18 protein-coding genes and 2 tRNA genes are annotated in these 15,788 nt (G+C 60.1%); 6 read left to right on the plus strand and 14 right to left on the minus strand.

The features are described from left to right. Positions 1-15: 15 nt before the first annotated feature. The 3 genes from K3F44_RS09430 to K3F44_RS09440 form a co-directional block, all read right to left on the minus strand. Positions 16-585 carry an SPOR domain-containing protein gene (locus K3F44_RS09430; protein ID WP_220633879.1) on the minus strand — a complete coding sequence of 190 codons (570 nt, stop codon included), beginning with the start codon at positions 583-585 and terminating at the stop codon, positions 16-18. A 136-nt stretch (positions 586-721) separates the two neighbouring features. Further along, positions 722-798, minus strand: a tRNA-Val gene (locus K3F44_RS09435). 191 nt (positions 799-989) lie between these two features. Continuing rightward, positions 990-1,066 (minus strand) — tRNA-Val (locus K3F44_RS09440). A gap of 200 nt (positions 1,067-1,266) precedes the next feature. On the opposite strand from K3F44_RS09440, the gene K3F44_RS09445 reads away from it, so the two are divergent. Further along, positions 1,267-2,550 carry an FAD-binding oxidoreductase gene (locus K3F44_RS09445; RefSeq protein WP_101320652.1) on the plus strand — a complete coding sequence of 428 codons (1,284 nt, stop codon included), beginning with the start codon at positions 1,267-1,269 and terminating at the stop codon, positions 2,548-2,550. A gap of 47 nt (positions 2,551-2,597) precedes the next feature. Here K3F44_RS09445 and K3F44_RS09450 read toward each other — a convergent pair whose 3' ends face one another. After that, positions 2,598-3,287 carry a peptidase C39 family protein gene (locus K3F44_RS09450; RefSeq protein ID WP_150568844.1) on the minus strand — a complete coding sequence of 230 codons (690 nt, stop codon included), beginning with the start codon at positions 3,285-3,287 and terminating at the stop codon, positions 2,598-2,600. A gap of 209 nt (positions 3,288-3,496) precedes the next feature. Here K3F44_RS09450 and K3F44_RS09455 point away from each other — a divergent pair, with 209 nt between their 5' ends. Then, positions 3,497-3,673 carry a hypothetical protein gene (locus K3F44_RS09455; protein WP_178080773.1) on the plus strand — a complete coding sequence of 59 codons (177 nt, stop codon included), beginning with the start codon at positions 3,497-3,499 and terminating at the stop codon, positions 3,671-3,673. 101 nt (positions 3,674-3,774) lie between these two features. On the opposite strand, the gene K3F44_RS09460 is transcribed toward K3F44_RS09455, so the two are convergent. Both K3F44_RS09460 and K3F44_RS09465 read right to left on the minus strand, forming a co-directional pair. After that, entirely contained in the window at positions 3,775-4,527 is a 753-nt protein-coding gene (locus K3F44_RS09460) for a TerC family protein (RefSeq protein ID WP_220633880.1), read from the minus strand. A 49-nt stretch (positions 4,528-4,576) separates the two neighbouring features. Continuing rightward, entirely contained in the window at positions 4,577-4,819 is a 243-nt protein-coding gene (locus tag K3F44_RS09465) for a hypothetical protein (protein WP_150568843.1), read from the minus strand. 129 nt (positions 4,820-4,948) lie between these two features. Here K3F44_RS09465 and nhaR point away from each other — a divergent pair, with 129 nt between their 5' ends. The 3 genes from nhaR to K3F44_RS09480 all read left to right on the plus strand — a co-directional run bounded on the left by nhaR (position 4,949) and on the right by K3F44_RS09480 (position 7,851). Beyond that, complete coding sequence (gene nhaR / locus K3F44_RS09470) at positions 4,949-5,842, plus strand: transcriptional activator NhaR (RefSeq protein WP_101320661.1); 894 nt, start codon at positions 4,949-4,951, stop codon at positions 5,840-5,842. 66 nt (positions 5,843-5,908) lie between these two features. Further along, entirely contained in the window at positions 5,909-7,120 is a 1,212-nt protein-coding gene (sstT, locus tag K3F44_RS09475; RefSeq protein WP_101320663.1) for a serine/threonine transporter SstT, read from the plus strand. Between the two features lie 83 nt (positions 7,121-7,203). Further along, positions 7,204-7,851: a YceH family protein gene (locus K3F44_RS09480; protein ID WP_220633881.1), complete on the plus strand. Its 648-nt coding sequence runs from the start codon at positions 7,204-7,206 to the stop codon at positions 7,849-7,851. A 27-nt stretch (positions 7,852-7,878) separates the two neighbouring features. Here K3F44_RS09480 and ahpF read toward each other — a convergent pair whose 3' ends face one another. From ahpF to K3F44_RS09520, 8 genes are all read right to left on the minus strand, one after another. After that, positions 7,879-9,441: an alkyl hydroperoxide reductase subunit F gene (ahpF, locus tag K3F44_RS09485; RefSeq protein ID WP_220633882.1), complete on the minus strand. Its 1,563-nt coding sequence runs from the start codon at positions 9,439-9,441 to the stop codon at positions 7,879-7,881. Between the two features lie 124 nt (positions 9,442-9,565). After that, a complete protein-coding gene (gene ahpC, locus K3F44_RS09490) occupies positions 9,566-10,129 on the minus strand; it encodes an alkyl hydroperoxide reductase subunit C (RefSeq protein WP_101320669.1) in 564 nt (187 codons plus the stop codon). A 135-nt stretch (positions 10,130-10,264) separates the two neighbouring features. Continuing rightward, positions 10,265-10,681 carry a fimbrial protein gene (locus K3F44_RS09495; protein WP_259407069.1) on the minus strand — a complete coding sequence of 139 codons (417 nt, stop codon included), beginning with the start codon at positions 10,679-10,681 and terminating at the stop codon, positions 10,265-10,267. 33 nt (positions 10,682-10,714) lie between these two features. After that, the gene (gene gorA / locus K3F44_RS09500; protein WP_220633884.1) at positions 10,715-12,070 is read right to left on the minus strand and encodes a glutathione-disulfide reductase; all 1,356 of its coding nucleotides are present in this window, start codon (positions 12,068-12,070) and stop codon (positions 10,715-10,717) included. Positions 12,071-12,139: 69 nt separating this feature from the next. Beyond that, a complete protein-coding gene (galU, locus tag K3F44_RS09505) occupies positions 12,140-12,979 on the minus strand; it encodes a UTP--glucose-1-phosphate uridylyltransferase GalU (protein WP_101320675.1) in 840 nt (279 codons plus the stop codon). Positions 12,980-13,250: 271 nt separating this feature from the next. Then, the gene (locus tag K3F44_RS09510; RefSeq protein ID WP_150571748.1) at positions 13,251-14,165 is read right to left on the minus strand and encodes a c-type cytochrome; all 915 of its coding nucleotides are present in this window, start codon (positions 14,163-14,165) and stop codon (positions 13,251-13,253) included. Continuing rightward, positions 14,162-14,812 (minus strand): cytochrome c, encoded by a 651-nt coding sequence (locus tag K3F44_RS09515; RefSeq protein ID WP_101320679.1) that lies wholly within the window; start codon positions 14,810-14,812, stop codon positions 14,162-14,164. Before K3F44_RS09515 ends, K3F44_RS09510 begins: the two co-directional genes overlap by 4 nt. Before the next feature lie 146 nt (positions 14,813-14,958). Further along, the gene (locus K3F44_RS09520; RefSeq protein WP_101320681.1) at positions 14,959-15,318 is read right to left on the minus strand and encodes a hypothetical protein; all 360 of its coding nucleotides are present in this window, start codon (positions 15,316-15,318) and stop codon (positions 14,959-14,961) included. A 163-nt stretch (positions 15,319-15,481) separates the two neighbouring features. Between K3F44_RS09520 and K3F44_RS09525 the strand changes: the two genes are divergently transcribed. After that, on the plus strand, positions 15,482-15,784 hold the full coding sequence (locus K3F44_RS09525) for a DUF1883 domain-containing protein (RefSeq protein WP_101320683.1): 303 nt from the start codon (positions 15,482-15,484) through the stop codon (positions 15,782-15,784). The last annotated feature ends 4 nt before the right edge of the window (positions 15,785-15,788 follow it).

Raw genomic sequence — 15,788 nt, forward strand, 5'->3', positions numbered from 1 at the left:
CTCATCAGTCACTTATCAGCGCTGGGCGCCATGCTGGATCACCACAGAGTCAGTGCCTTGACGCGTCATCACATCCGCCTTGCGCGCCTGCGCCTCTTCTTTGGTCGCGAATGGACCCAGCAGCACCACCGGCTTGCCATCACGGTACTCGACCGAAGAGGGAATACCCTTCTCTATGAGGCGCGCAGTCATGTCGCTCAGAGCCCCCATGTTCGGCCCCTGCACCACCTCGACATCCCAGCCCTCTGGCGCCGGCTGATCGGCCAGGGCTTCGGCGCGACGCTGCAGCTCGGCACCACCACAGATCTCGCGGATGCGCAGGTCGTCGCCGGTTTCGTCGACGATGATCTGGTACTGGCCATCCCGCTTGATTGCAACGTAGCTGCGGTAAGCCTCGAATTTGCCGTCAGCGTCCTTGCCACGGAATTGACCGCAGATCGAGCCATCGGTATCGAAGCGCACGTTGGCGAATTTGGCGGTCTTGGGATTACTCAGGTGTTCGGCCACCTGTTTGTGCACGCCATCCACTTCATTGTTGCAGCCCGCCAAGGCCAGCATTGCTGTTACCACCGCAAGTTTACGCACGCGTCTAACTCCAGAATCGAAGGCGCGGATTCTACCATGATGGCTGGCTAGCGCCGATGGGCAGGCTGCCGCAGGGTGTTTCAGGCGCGAAGCAAATGCAAAAAGGGCGACCCTTTCGGATCGCCCTCTTCAAGTTTGGTAGGCACAATTGGACTCGAACCAACGACCCCCACCATGTCAAGGTGGTGCTCTAACCAACTGAGCTATGTGCCTGTCGTGGGGCGCATATTACGAGTGAAGCGCAGCCCTGTAAAGCTTTTTTTTGAAGAAAATCAAAACCTTTGCGCCACCGAGCGGCGAACTCTGGCGCACGCCCCTGAGACTCTGGTTGACCACCAGTATCAGCAACCAACGGCAGCGCAAATGAAAAAAGGGTGACCCTTACGGATCACCCCTCTTCGATTTGGTAGGCACAATTGGACTCGAACCAACGACCCCCACCATGTCAAGGTGGTGCTCTAACCAACTGAGCTATGTGCCTGTCGTGGGGCGCATTCTACGGAATCCAAAAACCCTGTCAACTGTTTTTTCCACGCTAAGCCACTGAATCATAAAAATATTTACTAATAGTCACGCGCCACCGCTGCGTAAAGGATTTTCACCGTACGACTAGCGGGTGTTTATTATTATTGATAGCATCGGTACATTCGTTAAAAATATAAAACACGAGGTCTCTCGAGCATGGCTAATACCCCCTACCCACAGTCCTACTACGCCGCCTCGGCCAACCCGGTGCCGCCACGTCCGGCGCTGCTGGGTGAGGTGGAAACCGACATCTGCGTAATCGGTGCGGGCTATACCGGCCTGTCCAGCGCACTGTTCCTGCTGGAGAACGGCTTCAAGGTTACCGTCGTCGAAGCTGCCAAGGTTGGCTTTGGTGCATCCGGCCGCAACGGTGGCCAGATCGTCAACAGCTACAGCCGTGACATCGACGTGATCGAACGCACTGTTGGCCCGCGCGAAGCAAAATTGCTGGGCGCGATGGCCTTCGAAGGCGGGCGTATCATCCGCGAGCGCGTAGCCAAGTACAACATCCAGTGCGACCTCAAGGACGGCGGCGTATTCGCGGCCATCACGCCCAAGCAGATGGCCCACCTGGAATCGCAAAAACGCCTGTGGGAACGCTATGGCCACACCCAACTGGAGCTGATGGACCAGAAGCGCATCCGTGAAGTGGTCGCGTGCGAAAGCTATATAGGCGGCATGCTCGACATGAGCGGCGGCCATATTCACCCGCTCAACCTGGCCTTGGGCGAAGCGGCTGCGGTCGAGTCGCTGGGCGGCGTGATCTATGAACAAACCCCAGCCATACGCATCGAGCGCGGCGCCAACCCTGTCGTGCACACCCCGCAGGGTAAGATCCGCGCCAAGTACATCATCGTTGCCGGCAACGCTTATCTGGGTAACCTGGTGCCGGAGCTGGCCTCGAAGTCGATGCCATGCGGTACTCAGGTGATCACCACCGAGCCACTCAGCGATGAGTTGGCACGTACCCTGCTGCCGCAGGACTACTGCGTCGAGGACTGCAACTACCTGCTCGACTACTACCGCCTGACCGGCGACAAGCGCCTGATCTTCGGCGGCGGCGTGGTCTACGGCGCACGCGACCCGGCCAACATCGAAGCGATCATCCGGCCGAAGATGCTCAAGGCATTCCCGCAGCTCAAGGACGTCAAGATCGACTACGCCTGGACCGGCAACTTCCTGCTGACGCTGTCGCGTCTGCCTCAGGTCGGCCGGATAGGCGACAACATCTACTACTCGCAAGGCTGCTCCGGCCACGGCGTTACCTACACCCACCTGGCGGGCAAGGTCCTGGCCGAAGCGCTGCGCGGCCAGGCCGAACGCTTTGACGCATTCGCCGGCCTGCCGCACTACCCGTTCCCGGGTGGCCAACTGCTGCGGGTACCATTCAGCGCCATGGGTGCGTGGTATTACAGCCTGCGCGATCGTCTGGGCTTCTGATCCATAGCGGATGAAGACGGCCGGCCATCAGCGCCGGCCGTTTGCGTTCAGGGCTGGCCGAGGCTGCTGACGGCTTGTCTGGCCGCCATTTCCTGCCCTGCCCGGGCCAGTTCATCGGCGCCTTGCAACCAGCGCTGGCGATCAACCTGTGCAGGCAGTTGCTGCGGTGGCTGTATCAACACTGCCCAACTACCCTGCTCCGCCCACGCCTTGGCAAAAGCGTCGAACGACATCATCTGCCGCCGCTGCATCCCTGCACGCAGCAGCACCCGCTGCTTGTAGCTGTCATAGCCGACCAGTACCGCATAGCGCGGCTCACTCCACCACGCCGAACCCTCTTGATAACGCAGCAGCACCGGGTTGCCCGCCGCCACCTGGGCGAGCAATGCATCCAGACGCTTGTCCAGCGGATACACCAGCATGCCGTAATCACGCGCCACAGGCGGGATCGATGTTTCCAGCGCTTCGGCTGCTTCAGGCAGCTTCAGCGGCTTGTCGAGCAAGCCCGGGGTGATCCGAATGCCTTGCTGCGAGAGCATGACCGCCAGCGCCATGGCGCCGCTGTGATTGGCGTTGCCGCGGAAGAACGGCACGCTGCTGATTTCGACCCGCTGCGGCAAGCCTTTTACATCCGCTGGAGGCGCGCCGGCGCAGCCAACCAGATTGGCCGCCAGCAGGCATGCAGCGAGCAGGCGCTGTGAAGGGTTGAGCAACGACTTGCGGGAAGCTTGCAACATGGACACTCACTTGTCTGAAGCCGGTCTGGCATCCGGCGATGGTCTCTGATCATAGGGCGGACGCGCGCGCAGGAATAGCCCGACGCAGGCTAGTAACAAATCGGACCAAGGGTTCGACCTAAGCTCAATTGAACGTCATGAGGGTAGCGCTAGACTAAGTAAGTATCTGGAAGGTAAGCCTGGGGCAAGCCCGAGAGAAGGAGGCACACATGAGCCTGACTATGGGAATTCTGCTGTTGGTAGGTATGTGGCTGAGTGTGGCCGCTGCCATGTTATGGGGCGTTCTGCGCATTGTCCGCAGGCATTCGCATCATCCACTGCCGGTTCAGGCCAAGGCCAAGCCCTTGCCCGTGCAACGCGCCCGTCAGCCCGCTGCAGCGCACTGACATCGCGTCAGCGCAAAACAAAAAACCGCGCAGCTTGAAAGCATACGCGGTCGCTTGATGAAACTGCCATTGCGAATGGGGCGCCAAGCGCCCCGCGCACCTTACTCCTGTGCAGCCTCACGCTTGAGGCGAGCGCGGCGAGCAAAGATGTTGAGCATCTCGATCGCAGTCGAGAACGCCATCGCTGCATATACATAACCTTTAGGCACATGGGCACCGAAACCTTCGGCGATCAGGGTCATGCCGATCATGATCAGGAAGCCCAAGGCCAGCATCACGACGGTCGGGTTGTCGTTGATGAAGTTGGCAAGCGGATCGGCGGCCACCATCATCACGATAACAGCTGCCACCACAGCGATGATCATGATCGGCAAGTGCTCGGTCATACCAACTGCGGTGATGATGCTGTCGACCGAGAACACGATATCCAGCAGCAGAATCTGGAAGATAGCTGCGGCGAAGCCCAGGGTCACGGTGGACGAGACCGTGGCCTCATGCTTGGCACCGTGCGGATCGACACTCTCGTGGATCTCTTTGGTTGCCTTCCACAGCAGGAACAGGCCACCGGCGATCAGGATCATGTCCTTCCAGGAGAAGGTATTGCCGAAGATCTCGATTACCGGATCGGTCAACTGAACGATCCAGGCCACGGTGCTGAGCAACGCCAGGCGCATGATCAACGCCATGCTGATACCAATCCGGCGCGCCTTGGAGCGGTACTCGACAGGCAGCTTGTTGGTCAGGATCGAGATGAAGATCAGGTTGTCGATACCGAGCACGACTTCCATTGCCACCAATGTGGCCAAAGCTACCCAGGCGGTCGGGCTTGCGGCGAGTTCCAGCAAATATTCCATGAATCAATCCTGTTTCTGGCTATGTTAGGGCTATGTTCGCAGTTGTGGGTCAGATGTCCTGGGTCTTGCCTTCGCCATCGGCGGGCTTGGCCGATTTCTCACCCTCGCCGCCAATGACGTCATTCAACGCTTGCTGAGCGGCCTCATTGGTCTTGTCGATGGCCTGCTTGGCAGACTGCGCCGCCTGATCGAGCACCTGCTGGGCAGATTTCTCAGCCTGATCGCACCCGGCCAGGCTGAACAGCGCCAGCGCAAGCACCAACGGGGTACCGATGGATTTCAGTTGTAGCATGGGATCCTCACTTGTCATGTCCGGGCAGCACGTGGCGCCTGATGAAAGGCATTCTAATGAAGCGGAAACATCCGGAAAATTCGTTTTTTTAGCGGCTATACTTCGTTTTTTACGAATCCGGAAACAACCATGCTCAATTACCGGCAGCTGCATTATTTTTGGGTAGTCGCACGCACCGGCAGTATTGCCCGCGCCAGTGAGCAGCTGAATCTGACGCCGCAAACCATCAGTGGGCAGATCAGCCTGTTCGAGCAGACCCATGGTCTGGAATTGTTCCAGCGCGTCGGGCGTCAGCTTGAGCTGACCGAGAGCGGCAGGCAGACGCTGGTCTACGCCGAACAGATGTTCCAGATCGGCAGCGAGCTCGAGACCATGCTGCGCGCCGGGCCGCAGGAGCAGATCCTGTTCCGCGTCGGCGTTGCCGATGTGGTCCCCAAGTCCATCGTTTATCGCTTGCTGGCGCCGACCATGGAGCTGGACGGCGCCCTGCGCATCAATTGCCGGGAGGACAAGCTCGAGCGGCTGCTGGCCGACCTGGCCATCCAGCGTCTGGACCTGGTGATTTCCGACAGCCCCATGCCCAGCCATCTGGATATCAAAGGCTACAGCCAGAAACTCGGCGAATGCGGCTTGAGCTTTTTTGCCACCCCAGCTCTGGCGGCAGAATACTCGGGTGCATTTCCGGCCTGTCTGAATGATGCGCCGTTGCTGATCCCAGGTCAGGAGACAGTGGTACGCAGCCGCTTACTGCGCTGGCTGTCCGAGCAGCAGGTGCAGCCGCGGATCGTCGGTGAGTTCGATGACAGTGCCTTGATGCAGGCCTTCGGTCAGTCCGGCAGCGGCATTTTCGTTGCGCCCAGCGTGATTGCCGATGAGGTGTGCCGCCAATATGCAGTGGTGCTGATCGGCCATACCGAGGCGGTCAACGAGTCGTTCTATGCGATCTCGGTAGAGCGCAAGGTCAAACACCCGGGGATCGTCGCGATTACCGAGGGTGCGCGCAAAGAGTTGTTCCACTGGTAGGTAGCGGCCGGGAGCGCTGGTCTATGGTACAGTCGCGCCCGTCCAAATCCCTGAGATTCGCTGCACATGCTGCCTGTTCTTCGCCTGTTCACCCGCACCAGCCTGGTTACCCAGATCGTCATCGGCCTGATCGCCGGCATCGCCCTGGCCTTGCTCGCGCCTGCCGTGGCGCTGGACCTGGCGTTTCTCGGCAAGGTTTTTGTCAGTGCGCTCAAAGCGGTAGCGCCCGTGCTGGTGTTCGTGTTGGTGATGGCCTCGATCGCCAACCACAAGCACGGCCAGCAAACCCATATCCGGCCGATCCTGTGGCTGTACCTGCTGGGCACCTTTGGCGCAGCCGTGGTCGCCGTGATCGCCAGCATGCTGTTCCCCTCGACCCTGCTGCTCAGCGCCAGTGAGGCGTCGCTGAGCGCTCCGGGCGGTATCACCGAAGTGCTGCAGAACCTGCTGCTCAGCGCTGTCGATAATCCGGTAGCGGCGCTGCTCAATGCCAACTTCATCGGCGTACTGACCTGGGCCATCGGCTTGGGGATCGCCCTGCGCCATGCCAGCGAGGCCACCCGCACTGTAGTCGACGACCTGTCCAATGCGGTGACTTATATCGTGCGCGTGGTCATTCGTTTTGCGCCGCTGGGGATCTTCGGCCTGGTCGCAGCGACCCTGGCCCAGTCGGGGCTGAGCGCCCTGCTTGGCTACCTGCACCTGCTGGCGGTATTGATCGGCTGCATGCTGTTTGTCGCGCTGGTGATGAACCCGCTGATCGTGTTCTGGAAGATCCGCCGCAACCCCTACCCGCTGGTGCTGATGTGCCTGCGCGAGAGCGGCATCACGGCGTTCTTCACCCGCAGCTCGGCCGCCAACATCCCGGTCAACCTGGCACTGTCGGAAAAACTCGGCCTGCATGAAGATACTTACTCGGTCTCGATCCCGCTTGGCGCAACCATCAACATGGCCGGCGCGGCGATCACCATCACCGTGCTGACCCTGGCGGCCGTGCATACCTTGGGCATCAGTATCGATCTGCCCACTGCCGTGCTCCTCAGCGTAGTGGCTGCGGTGTGTGCCTGCGGCGCATCGGGCGTAGCCGGTGGTTCTCTGTTGCTGATCCCACTGGCCTGCAGCCTGTTCGGCATTCCCAGTGAAATCGCCATGCAGGTGGTCGCCGTCGGTTTCATCATCGGTGTGCTGCAGGACTCGGCTGAAACGGCGCTGAATTCTTCGACCGATGTGATCTTCACCGCCGCCGCCTGTGAGGCCCAGGAGCGACGCGCAGCCTGAGTGATAAGGCGGCGCCGCTGGCAATTGCTTAACGGCGCCGCTTTACCTAGGCTAGTGGCCTTTCCTCGCAACGAGACAGGGCCATGTCAGAACAACACAACGCCAGTGAAGGCCGCTTCAACAGCACCGAGATCCGCATCCTCGGCTCGCTGATCGAAAAGCAGGCCACCAGCCCTGAGACCTACCCCCTGACCCTCAACGCGCTGGTGGTCGCCTGTAACCAGAAGACCAGCCGCGAACCGGTGATGAACCTCTCTCAAGGCCAGGTCGGCCAGGCGCTGCGGGCGCTCGAAGGGCGTGGTTTTACCAAACTGCAGATGGGCAGCCGCGCTGACCGCTGGGAGCAACGCGTAGACAAGGCGCTGGAACTGGTGCCCGCGCAGCTGGTGCTGATGGGTTTGATGTTTTTGCGCGGGCCGCAGACGATCAACGAGTTGTTGACCCGCAGCAACCGCTTGCATGAGTTCGAGGATGACCAACAGATCCAGCATCAGCTCGAGCGCTTGATTTCACGTGAGCTAGCGGTTCACCTGCCGCGTCAGGCTGGCCAGCGGGAAGACCGCTATACCCACGCGCTGGGTGATCCGGCAGAGATCGAGGCTATTCTTGCGGCGCGCCAGCAAGGCGGCGCTGAACGCAATTCGGCCCCTAGCATCGCTGAAGAACGTATCAGCGCGCTGGAGGCACGAATTGCAGCACTGGAAGAACGCCTGGCCCTGCTGGAAGGCTGAACCCAGCCAGCGCAGCAGGCGTCTACGTCAGGCCGGCGCCGAGCTGCGGATCAGGTGATCGAAGGCGGACAGCGAGGCCTTGGCACCCTCGCCCACCGCAATCACGATCTGCTTGTACGGCACGGTGGTGACGTCCCCGGCAGCGAACACACCAGGGATGTTGGTCTGGCCCTTGGCGTCGACGATGATCTCGCCACGCGGCGACAGCTCGACCGTGCCTTTGAGCCAATCGGTGTTGGGCAGCAGGCCGATCTGTACAAAGATCCCTTCCAGCGCGATGTCATGCACCTCATCGCTGTTGCGGTCCTTGTAACGAAGGCCGTTGACCTTTTCGCCATCCCCCAACACTTCGGTGGTCAGCGCACTGGTGATCACCTTGACGTTGGCCAGGCTGTGCAGTTTGCGCTGCAACACCGCATCTGCACGCAGCTGGCTGTCGAACTCAATCAATGTCACCTGAGCGACGATACCGGCGAGGTCGATGGCCGCTTCCACCCCTGAGTTGCCGCCACCGATCACCGCCACGCGCTTGCCCTTGAACAGCGGGCCATCGCAGTGCGGGCAGTAGGCAACACCGCGGGCGCGGTACTGCTGCTCGCCAGGCACGTTCATCTCGCGCCAGCGTGCACCGGTGGCAAGGATCACGGTCTTGGCCTTCAGCGAAGCGCCGCTGGCCAGCCGCACTTCGTGCAGGCCGCCAGCAGCAGCCGGGATCAATGCCTCACCGCGCTGCAGGTTCATGATGTCGACGTCGTACTGTTTGACGTGCTCTTCCAGCGCCGAGGCCAGTTTTGGCCCTTCGGTTTCCTGCACCGAGATGAAGTTCTCGATCGCCATGGTGTCGAGCACCTGGCCGCCGAAACGCTCGGCGGCAACGCCGGTACGGATGCCTTTGCGCGCAGCATAGATTGCAGCTGCGGCGCCGGCTGGGCCACCGCCCACCACCAGCACATCGAAAGCGTCTTTGGCGTTGATCTTCTCGGCCTGGCGTGTGCCGGAGCTGGTGTCGATCTTGCCAAGAATTTCTTCCAGGCCCATGCGGCCCTGGCCAAACACTTCGCCATTGAGGTAGATGCTCGGCACGGCCATGACCTTGCGTGCTTCAACTTCGTCCTGGAACAACGCACCGTCGATGGCCACGTGTTTCACATTCGGGTTGAGCACCGCCATCAGGTTCAACGCCTGGACTACGTCCGGGCAGTTCTGGCACGACAGCGAGAAGTAGGTTTCAAAAGTGAAGTCGCCTTGCAGCGCCTGGATCTGCTCGATCACTTCGGCACTGGCCTTGGACGGATGGCCGCCGACTTGCAGCAGTGCCAGCACCAGTGAGGTAAATTCGTGGCCCATGGGGATGCCGGCAAAGCGCAGGCTGATATCAGCACTTGGGCGGTTCAGCGAGAACGAGGGCCGGCGCGTGTCGCTGCCGTCCTTGTTCAAGGTAATCAGGTCCGACAGGCCGGCAATTTCCACCAGCAGGTCGTGCATTTCACGGGACTTCGCACCGTCGTCGAGGGAGGCTACGATCTCGATCGGCTGGGTGACCCGCTCCAGGTAGGTTTTCAGTTGCGATTTAAGCGTGGCGTCCAACATACGGGCGATTCCTTGAGCAATCAGGGTGAACAAAAACGCCCAGGCAAAAGTGCCCGGGCGTTTGGCGGGGCGGTGATGACTTCAGCTGTGGCGGCTGTTCACCGCCCGCGACTGGCGCACGATCTTAGATCTTGCCAACCAGGTCCAGCGAAGGGGCCAGGGTGGCTTCGCCTTCTTTCCACTTGGCCGGGCAGACTTCGCCTGGGTGAGCGGCAACGTACTGGGCAGCTTTGACCTTGCGCAGCAGCTCGCTGGCGTCGCGGCCTACACCACCGTCGTTGATTTCGACGATCTTGATCTGGCCTTCTGGGTTGATCACGAAGGTACCGCGATCAGCCATGCCAGCTTCTTCGATCAGCACGTCGAAGTTGCGCGAGATGACGTGGGTCGGGTCACCGATCAGCGGGTATTTAATCTTGCCGATGGTTTCCGAAGTGTCATGCCAGGCTTTGTGGGTGAAGTGGGTGTCGGTCGACACACCGTAGATTTCCACGCCCAGCTTCTGGAACTCGGCGTAGTTGTCGGCCAGGTCGCCCAGTTCGGTCGGGCAGACGAAGGTGAAGTCAGCTGGGTAGAAGAACACGACAGCCCACTTGCCTTTCAGGTCGGCTTCGCTGACCTGAACGAATTCGCCGTTGTGGAAGGCAGTAGCGTTGAACGGTTTGACCTGGCTGTTGATGATAGGCATGAGAGAAGCTCCGTCATGGGATTAAGAAGTGGTTGACGGGGAGAATACTAACCACCTGAACCGGCGATGGCTCATTGGCAAAGCTCATGCTGCTGATTGGTTTTGGCTATAAGCAGCTTATTCCGATAGATCTTTTCATCCATAGGAAAGCAGCACAGTGGCACGCGCCCTAGCCACTCCGGGCCGAACGCTCTGCGCAATCTGCACATACGCCGCACGCAGGCCTATCCGCACAAAGTCGTCCCCAAGTCGCACTCTGGCCAAGTTATGCCGAGTGGTGCCCAACTGCAGCAAGCCACCATCACTGCGCATCAGACGCACCACCAGGCCCGTAGCACTTGATTCGCCGGCAAGTTGCAGGTTGTCAGTTGCGCCACCACCGCTGGCATCTTCGAGCTGCGCTAGCACCTGCACTGACCGTCGTTTTGTGCTCGGCTGGCAGCGCAACCGCAACTCGAAGTCGACCGCCGCCGACTGGCTGCCAAGGCCGCGGAAACCGCTCCAGGACTGCACGCTGAGGTCCACCTGAGCGTGCCGGCTTGACCCCTCCAGATGGCAGGTCGGCCCCTGACCCCACCAGCAGGATCAGCGCATTGCCGTGCGCATGGTTACAAACTCTTCGGCCGCTGTAGGGTGCACGCCAATAGTGTCGTCGAATTGCGCCTTGGTCGCGCCTGCCTTGAGCGCAATACCCAGGCCTTGAATGATCTCTCCCGCGTCTGGCCCGACCATGTGACAACCCAGCACCTTGTCGGTATCGGCGTCCACCACCAACTTCATCAGGGTCTTCTCCTGAATCTCGGTGAGGGTCAGCTTCATTGCTCGGAAGCGGCTTTCGAAAATTTGCACCTTGTGACCCGCCTCAATGGCCTGTTCCTCGGTCAGGCCAACCGTACCAATCGGCGGTTGACTGAACACCGCGGTGGGGATGTTCCGGTAATCCACCGGTCGGTACTGCTCCGGTTTGAACAGACGCCGCGCAACGGCCATGCCTTCAGCCAGCGCCACAGGGGTGAGCTGGACTCGACCGATGACATCACCAATTGCCAGAATAGAAGGCTCAGTGGTCTGGTACTGATCATCGACATGCACGAAGCCACGCTCGTCGAGTTCCACACCCGTGTGTTCCAGGCCAAGGTTGTCCAGCATCGGCCGGCGGCCTGTCGCGTAGAACACGCAGTCGGTGAGCAGCTCACGGCCATCTTTGAGGGTGGCCTTGAGGCTGCCATCTGCCTGCTGATCGATCCGTTGAATGTCGCTATTGAACTGCAGGTCAACGCCGCGCTTGTCCAATTCGTCCTTGAGATGAGTGCGCACCGAGCCGTCGAAGCCGCGCAGGAACAAGTCGCCGCGATAAAGCAGGCTGGTGGCGCTGCCAAGCCCTTGGAAAATGCCGGCAAACTCGACCGCGATGTAGCCGCCGCCGACAACCAGAATGCGCTTGGGCAGCTGCTTGAGGAAGAACGCCTCGTTGGATGTGATCGCCAGCTCTTTGCCAGGGATGTCCGGCACCTGCGGCCAACCGCCGGTAGCGATGAGGATATGCTTGGCTGAGTAGCGCTGACCGTCTATTTCGACTTCATTGGCGCCCGTCAGTCGCGCATGGCCTTCAAGCAAGGTCACCCCACTGTTGACCAGCAAGTTGCGGTAAATGCCATTGAGCCGCTCGATTTCGCGATTCTTGTTGGCAATCAGCGTGCCCCAGTCGAAGTTCCCCTCTTCCAGCGTCCAGCCGAAGCCGGCAGCCTGCTCCATTTCGTCAGCGACGTGGGCGGCATACACCATCAGCTTTTTCGGCACGCAGCCCACGTTGACACAGGTACCGCCCAGGTAGCGGCTCTCGGCCACAGCGACCCTGGCGCCAAAACCCGCCGCGAATCGCGCGGCACGCACACCGCCGGAACCGGCACCAATCACGAACAGATCAAAATCGTAAGTCACAATCCAGACTCCACAAAAAAGCCACCCAAGAGGGTGGCTGTTTTTCATACGGGCTGCAAGCCTGCAGGCTTAGTAAGCCTTGCCAGCCTTGTAGAAGTTCTCGAAGCAGAAGTTGGTCGCCTCGATGTAACCTTCGGCGCCACCGCAGTCAAAGCGCTTGCCCTTGAACTTGTAGGCGATCACACAGCCTTCCTGCGCCTGCTTCATCAGCGCGTCGGTGATCTGAATCTCGCCGCCTTTGCCTGGCTCGGTTTCACGGATCTTCTGGAAGATGTCCGGGGTCAGGATGTAGCGGCCGATGATGGCCAGGTTCGACGGGGCATCTTCCGGTGCTGGTTTCTCGACCATGCTGTTAACACGGTAGATGTCGTCGCGGATCATCTCGCCAGAGATAACGCCGTACTTGTTGGTTTCCTGCGGATCGACTTCCTGAATGGCAACGATCGAGCAGCGGAACTGGTTGTACAGCTTGACCATCTGCTGCAGCACGCCATCGCCGTCGAGGTTGACACACAGGTCGTCCGCCAGCACGACCGCAAACGGCTCGTCGCCGATCAGCGGTTGGCCGGTCAGGATGGCATGGCCCAGGCCTTTCATTTCGGTCTGACGGGTGTACGAGAACGAGCACTCGTCGAGCAGACGGCGAATACCGACCAGGTATTTTTCCTTGTCGGTGCCTTTGATCTGGTTTTCCAGCTCATAGCTGATGTCGAAGTGGTCTTCAAGCGCGCGCTTGCCACGACCGGTCACGATGGAGATCTCGCTCAGGCCGGCATCCAGTGCCTCCTCGACGCCATACTGGATCAGTGGCTTGTTTACCACTGGCAGCATTTCCTTGGGCATGGCCTTGGTAGCTGGCAGGAAGCGGGTGCCATAGCCGGCTGCCGGGAACAAGCATTTCTTGATCATATACGTCCTTAACAAGGGCTTAGCGTACGAAATTCGGCGCAGTCTAATCAGGCGGCGCGCACCTTACAATGCCCAGCCTGAAGCGACCGCTGCCATGATAGAGATACCCCAGTGTAGTTAGTTCCAACGGATCGCAAATATTCAGCTTGTTGCCGGCAGGTTTGGCCCGCTGACAGCGGGCTCTGGTAACCCTGAACCCGCTTCGAAGCGCGTCATTTTCACGCCAGTGCATACGCAAAAAGACGCGCATCAGAAGTGTCTACCGCAAGCGTTACCGGGTTATCCCCTGCCCGATCAGCATGCCTTCGACCTTTTGCCCATACAGGTTGACGCCATCATTGGCATGAAACTTCAATCGGGTTTTTTCAACTGAGCCTTCCACCAGGCGCGGGTCCTGCGGCCGTTCGTGGCGATTGATCCATGCAGCGACATCCCATGCCTGCTGATCACTGAGGCTGCCGGGCTTGCCAAGTGGCATGTTGTACTTGATGAACGACGCCGCCGTATTGATCCGGTGCATGCCAGCGCCCCAGTTGTAGGAGTCCTTGCCCCATAGCGGTGGCATCACGTATTCACCTGCCACCTGCTGGCCTTCGCCTTGATCGCCGTGGCAGATCGCACATTGCTCGCGATACACCTGCTTGCCGCGTTTGAAGTCATACCCACCCTTGGGCTGAGGCACTTCGGGATAACCACGGCCAGGTGTCTCGACCGCGGTCGGCGCATTGGTCGACAGCCAGTATGAGTAAACGCTCAGTGCGGTCATCTGCGGGCTATCCGCCGCAGGCGGCTTGCCGTTCATGCTGAACTGGAAGCAGCCCTGGATGCGTTCGGCGAAGGTGTTGACCTTGTCATTTTTCTTGCGATATGCCGGGTACATCGGATAAGCGCCCCACAGCGGCGCAGAAAACGCCATACGGCCCTGATCAAGGTGGCAGTTGCTGCAGTTCATGCCGTTGCCCACAGCCTCGGGCATCAGCCGGCGGGTATCGACAAACAAGGCATGGCCCTCGCGGACCATCTGGCCAAAGGCGTTGTCCGGGATCTGGGTTTCAGCGGGCGGCGCGAACTGCACTGTGGCCTGCGTGCCGGGCACCTTGAGCTGGGATTGATCTTCCATGGCAATCGGCGTGGCAGCCTGGGCGCTACCCATGGCCAACAACAGGGTGGCAATGATCGGCTTCATGGCTTGACCTCCTGGGCCAGTGGATGGGCGAAGAACTCGGCAACTGCCGTGATCTCGGCATCGGTCATGGCCTTGGCCACGCCGACCATCAACTGATTGGGGTCATTGCTACGGCTGCCGTCGCGCCAGGCATTGAGCTGCGCCACCAGGTACGCCGCAGGCTGCCCCGCCAGTGGCGGGAAGTGCTCACCGACACCGCTGCCGCCTGGCCCGTGGCACTGCACACAACCCGGGATTTGCCGGTCCCAGTCGCCGTACAGGGCCAAGCGCGACACCGGGTCGGTGGCAATCTGCTGGCGACGCAGATCAGGTGCCGGGTCACTCGGCAGGCTGGCCAGGTACTCGCTGACAGCTTTGGCTTCCTGCGCGCTCAAGGCCTTGGCCAGCGGCTCCATTACCGGCTGTTTGCGGCTGCCACTGCGAAAGTCCTGCAGCTGCTTGTTCAGATACCCGGCCGACAAGCCGGCCAGCCGCGGAAACCCTGCAGCGGCGATGCCCTTGGCATCGGGACCATGACAGCCCAGGCAGGCCATCGCAGCGGGGTTGGCCCCACCCTGGGTGAAGATTTTCTGGCCTTCGGCGGCATGCGCCGCGGGCCAGGCCAGGATCAGCGCAGTGCTGATCGCAAAACGACTCAACGGATTCATCACGGGACGCTCCATTTCCTTGTTATAAGCTTAGGCTTAAAAGGTATAAGCACAAAAATAGTAGGCTTATCCTCCGGCAGGCAACAACGCCTACCGGACAAGAACATGACAATTGGCCCGCTAAATGGCCGTTTAGCTGAGCTGGATCAAGATCCGGAGATGCATTTGGTCGTGGCTGCGCGCACATCACCCAAGCGCAGCGGGAAGTTGTTCAGCCGCTCGCGCAGCTTGATGCTGCTGCCGCTACCACGCTTGTCGATGTCAATCAACGCAGCAGGACCCGCACCCGCGGTCAGCTTCTGCGGCACGATCAAACGCAGGCCGTCGCCGCGCTTTTCCTGCACCAGTGCGTCGCGGCTACTCGCCAACTCGGCCTTGATACAGTCGGCGTACACCTGAGGCGCCTTGCCAGACATCACATCCATGGTTTCTCGCGATTGCTCCAGCTCAGCGACACTTACACAGCCGCCCAGAGTCAAGGTCATCGCCGCCACCGCCCACTTCATTGGAATACCTCTGCCTGCTTTAAAGAATGTGTATGACAACAACCGGGCGGGTTTGCTCCCTGCTTTGGCGGATTTATCCCTACCCCGGCCATCAGGGGCGGGAGTGTACCGCTACATCGTGATATCTTGCGCATTTGCACGAATAAACTTTGCGGAGCATCACATGAAATTCGTACACCAGCGCGAGCACCTCAACGAGGACGACATTGTCGTGATCGAGTGCTCCCAGCGCTGCAACATTCGCCTGATGAACGACGCCAATTTCCGCAGTTTCAAGAATGGCGGGCGTCACACCTACCATGGCGGCGCGTTCGACCAGTTCCCGGCGAAGATCGTCGTGCCGAGCACCGGTTTTTGGAACATCACCCTCGACACGACCACGCCCCGGCCGATCTCGGTCACGCGCAAGCCAACCTTCACGCACAAGATCAAAATCGTGCGTCGCTCGTCGTCGCAACTGAGATAAGCCC

The sequence above is a fragment of the Pseudomonas sp. S07E 245 genome (genome assembly GCF_019599025.1).
GTDB lineage: Bacteria > Pseudomonadota > Gammaproteobacteria > Pseudomonadales > Pseudomonadaceae > Aquipseudomonas > Aquipseudomonas shirazensis.

Bases quoted from the DNA above. Each gene is read 5' to 3' on its own strand.
- K3F44_RS09445 (WP_101320652.1), top strand. From the start codon at position 1,267: ATGGCTAATACCCCCTACCCACAGTCCTACTACGCCGCCTCGGCCAAC.
- K3F44_RS09450 (WP_150568844.1), bottom strand. From the start codon at position 3,287: ATGTTGCAAGCTTCCCGCAAGTCGTTGCTCAACCCTTCACAGCGCCTG.
- K3F44_RS09455 (WP_178080773.1), top strand. From the start codon at position 3,497: ATGAGCCTGACTATGGGAATTCTGCTGTTGGTAGGTATGTGGCTGAGT.
- K3F44_RS09460 (WP_220633880.1), bottom strand. From the start codon at position 4,527: ATGGAATATTTGCTGGAACTCGCCGCAAGCCCGACCGCCTGGGTAGCT.
- K3F44_RS09465 (WP_150568843.1), bottom strand. From the start codon at position 4,819: ATGCTACAACTGAAATCCATCGGTACCCCGTTGGTGCTTGCGCTGGCG.
- nhaR (WP_101320661.1), top strand. From the start codon at position 4,949: ATGCTCAATTACCGGCAGCTGCATTATTTTTGGGTAGTCGCACGCACC.
- sstT (WP_101320663.1), top strand. From the start codon at position 5,909: ATGCTGCCTGTTCTTCGCCTGTTCACCCGCACCAGCCTGGTTACCCAG.
- K3F44_RS09480 (WP_220633881.1), top strand. From the start codon at position 7,204: ATGTCAGAACAACACAACGCCAGTGAAGGCCGCTTCAACAGCACCGAG.
- ahpF (WP_220633882.1), bottom strand. From the start codon at position 9,441: ATGTTGGACGCCACGCTTAAATCGCAACTGAAAACCTACCTGGAGCGG.
- ahpC (WP_101320669.1), bottom strand. From the start codon at position 10,129: ATGCCTATCATCAACAGCCAGGTCAAACCGTTCAACGCTACTGCCTTC.
- galU (WP_101320675.1), bottom strand. From the start codon at position 12,979: ATGATCAAGAAATGCTTGTTCCCGGCAGCCGGCTATGGCACCCGCTTC.
- K3F44_RS09510 (WP_150571748.1), bottom strand. From the start codon at position 14,165: ATGAAGCCGATCATTGCCACCCTGTTGTTGGCCATGGGTAGCGCCCAG.
- K3F44_RS09515 (WP_101320679.1), bottom strand. From the start codon at position 14,812: ATGAATCCGTTGAGTCGTTTTGCGATCAGCACTGCGCTGATCCTGGCC.
- K3F44_RS09520 (WP_101320681.1), bottom strand. From the start codon at position 15,318: ATGAAGTGGGCGGTGGCGGCGATGACCTTGACTCTGGGCGGCTGTGTA.
- K3F44_RS09525 (WP_101320683.1), top strand. From the start codon at position 15,482: ATGAAATTCGTACACCAGCGCGAGCACCTCAACGAGGACGACATTGTC.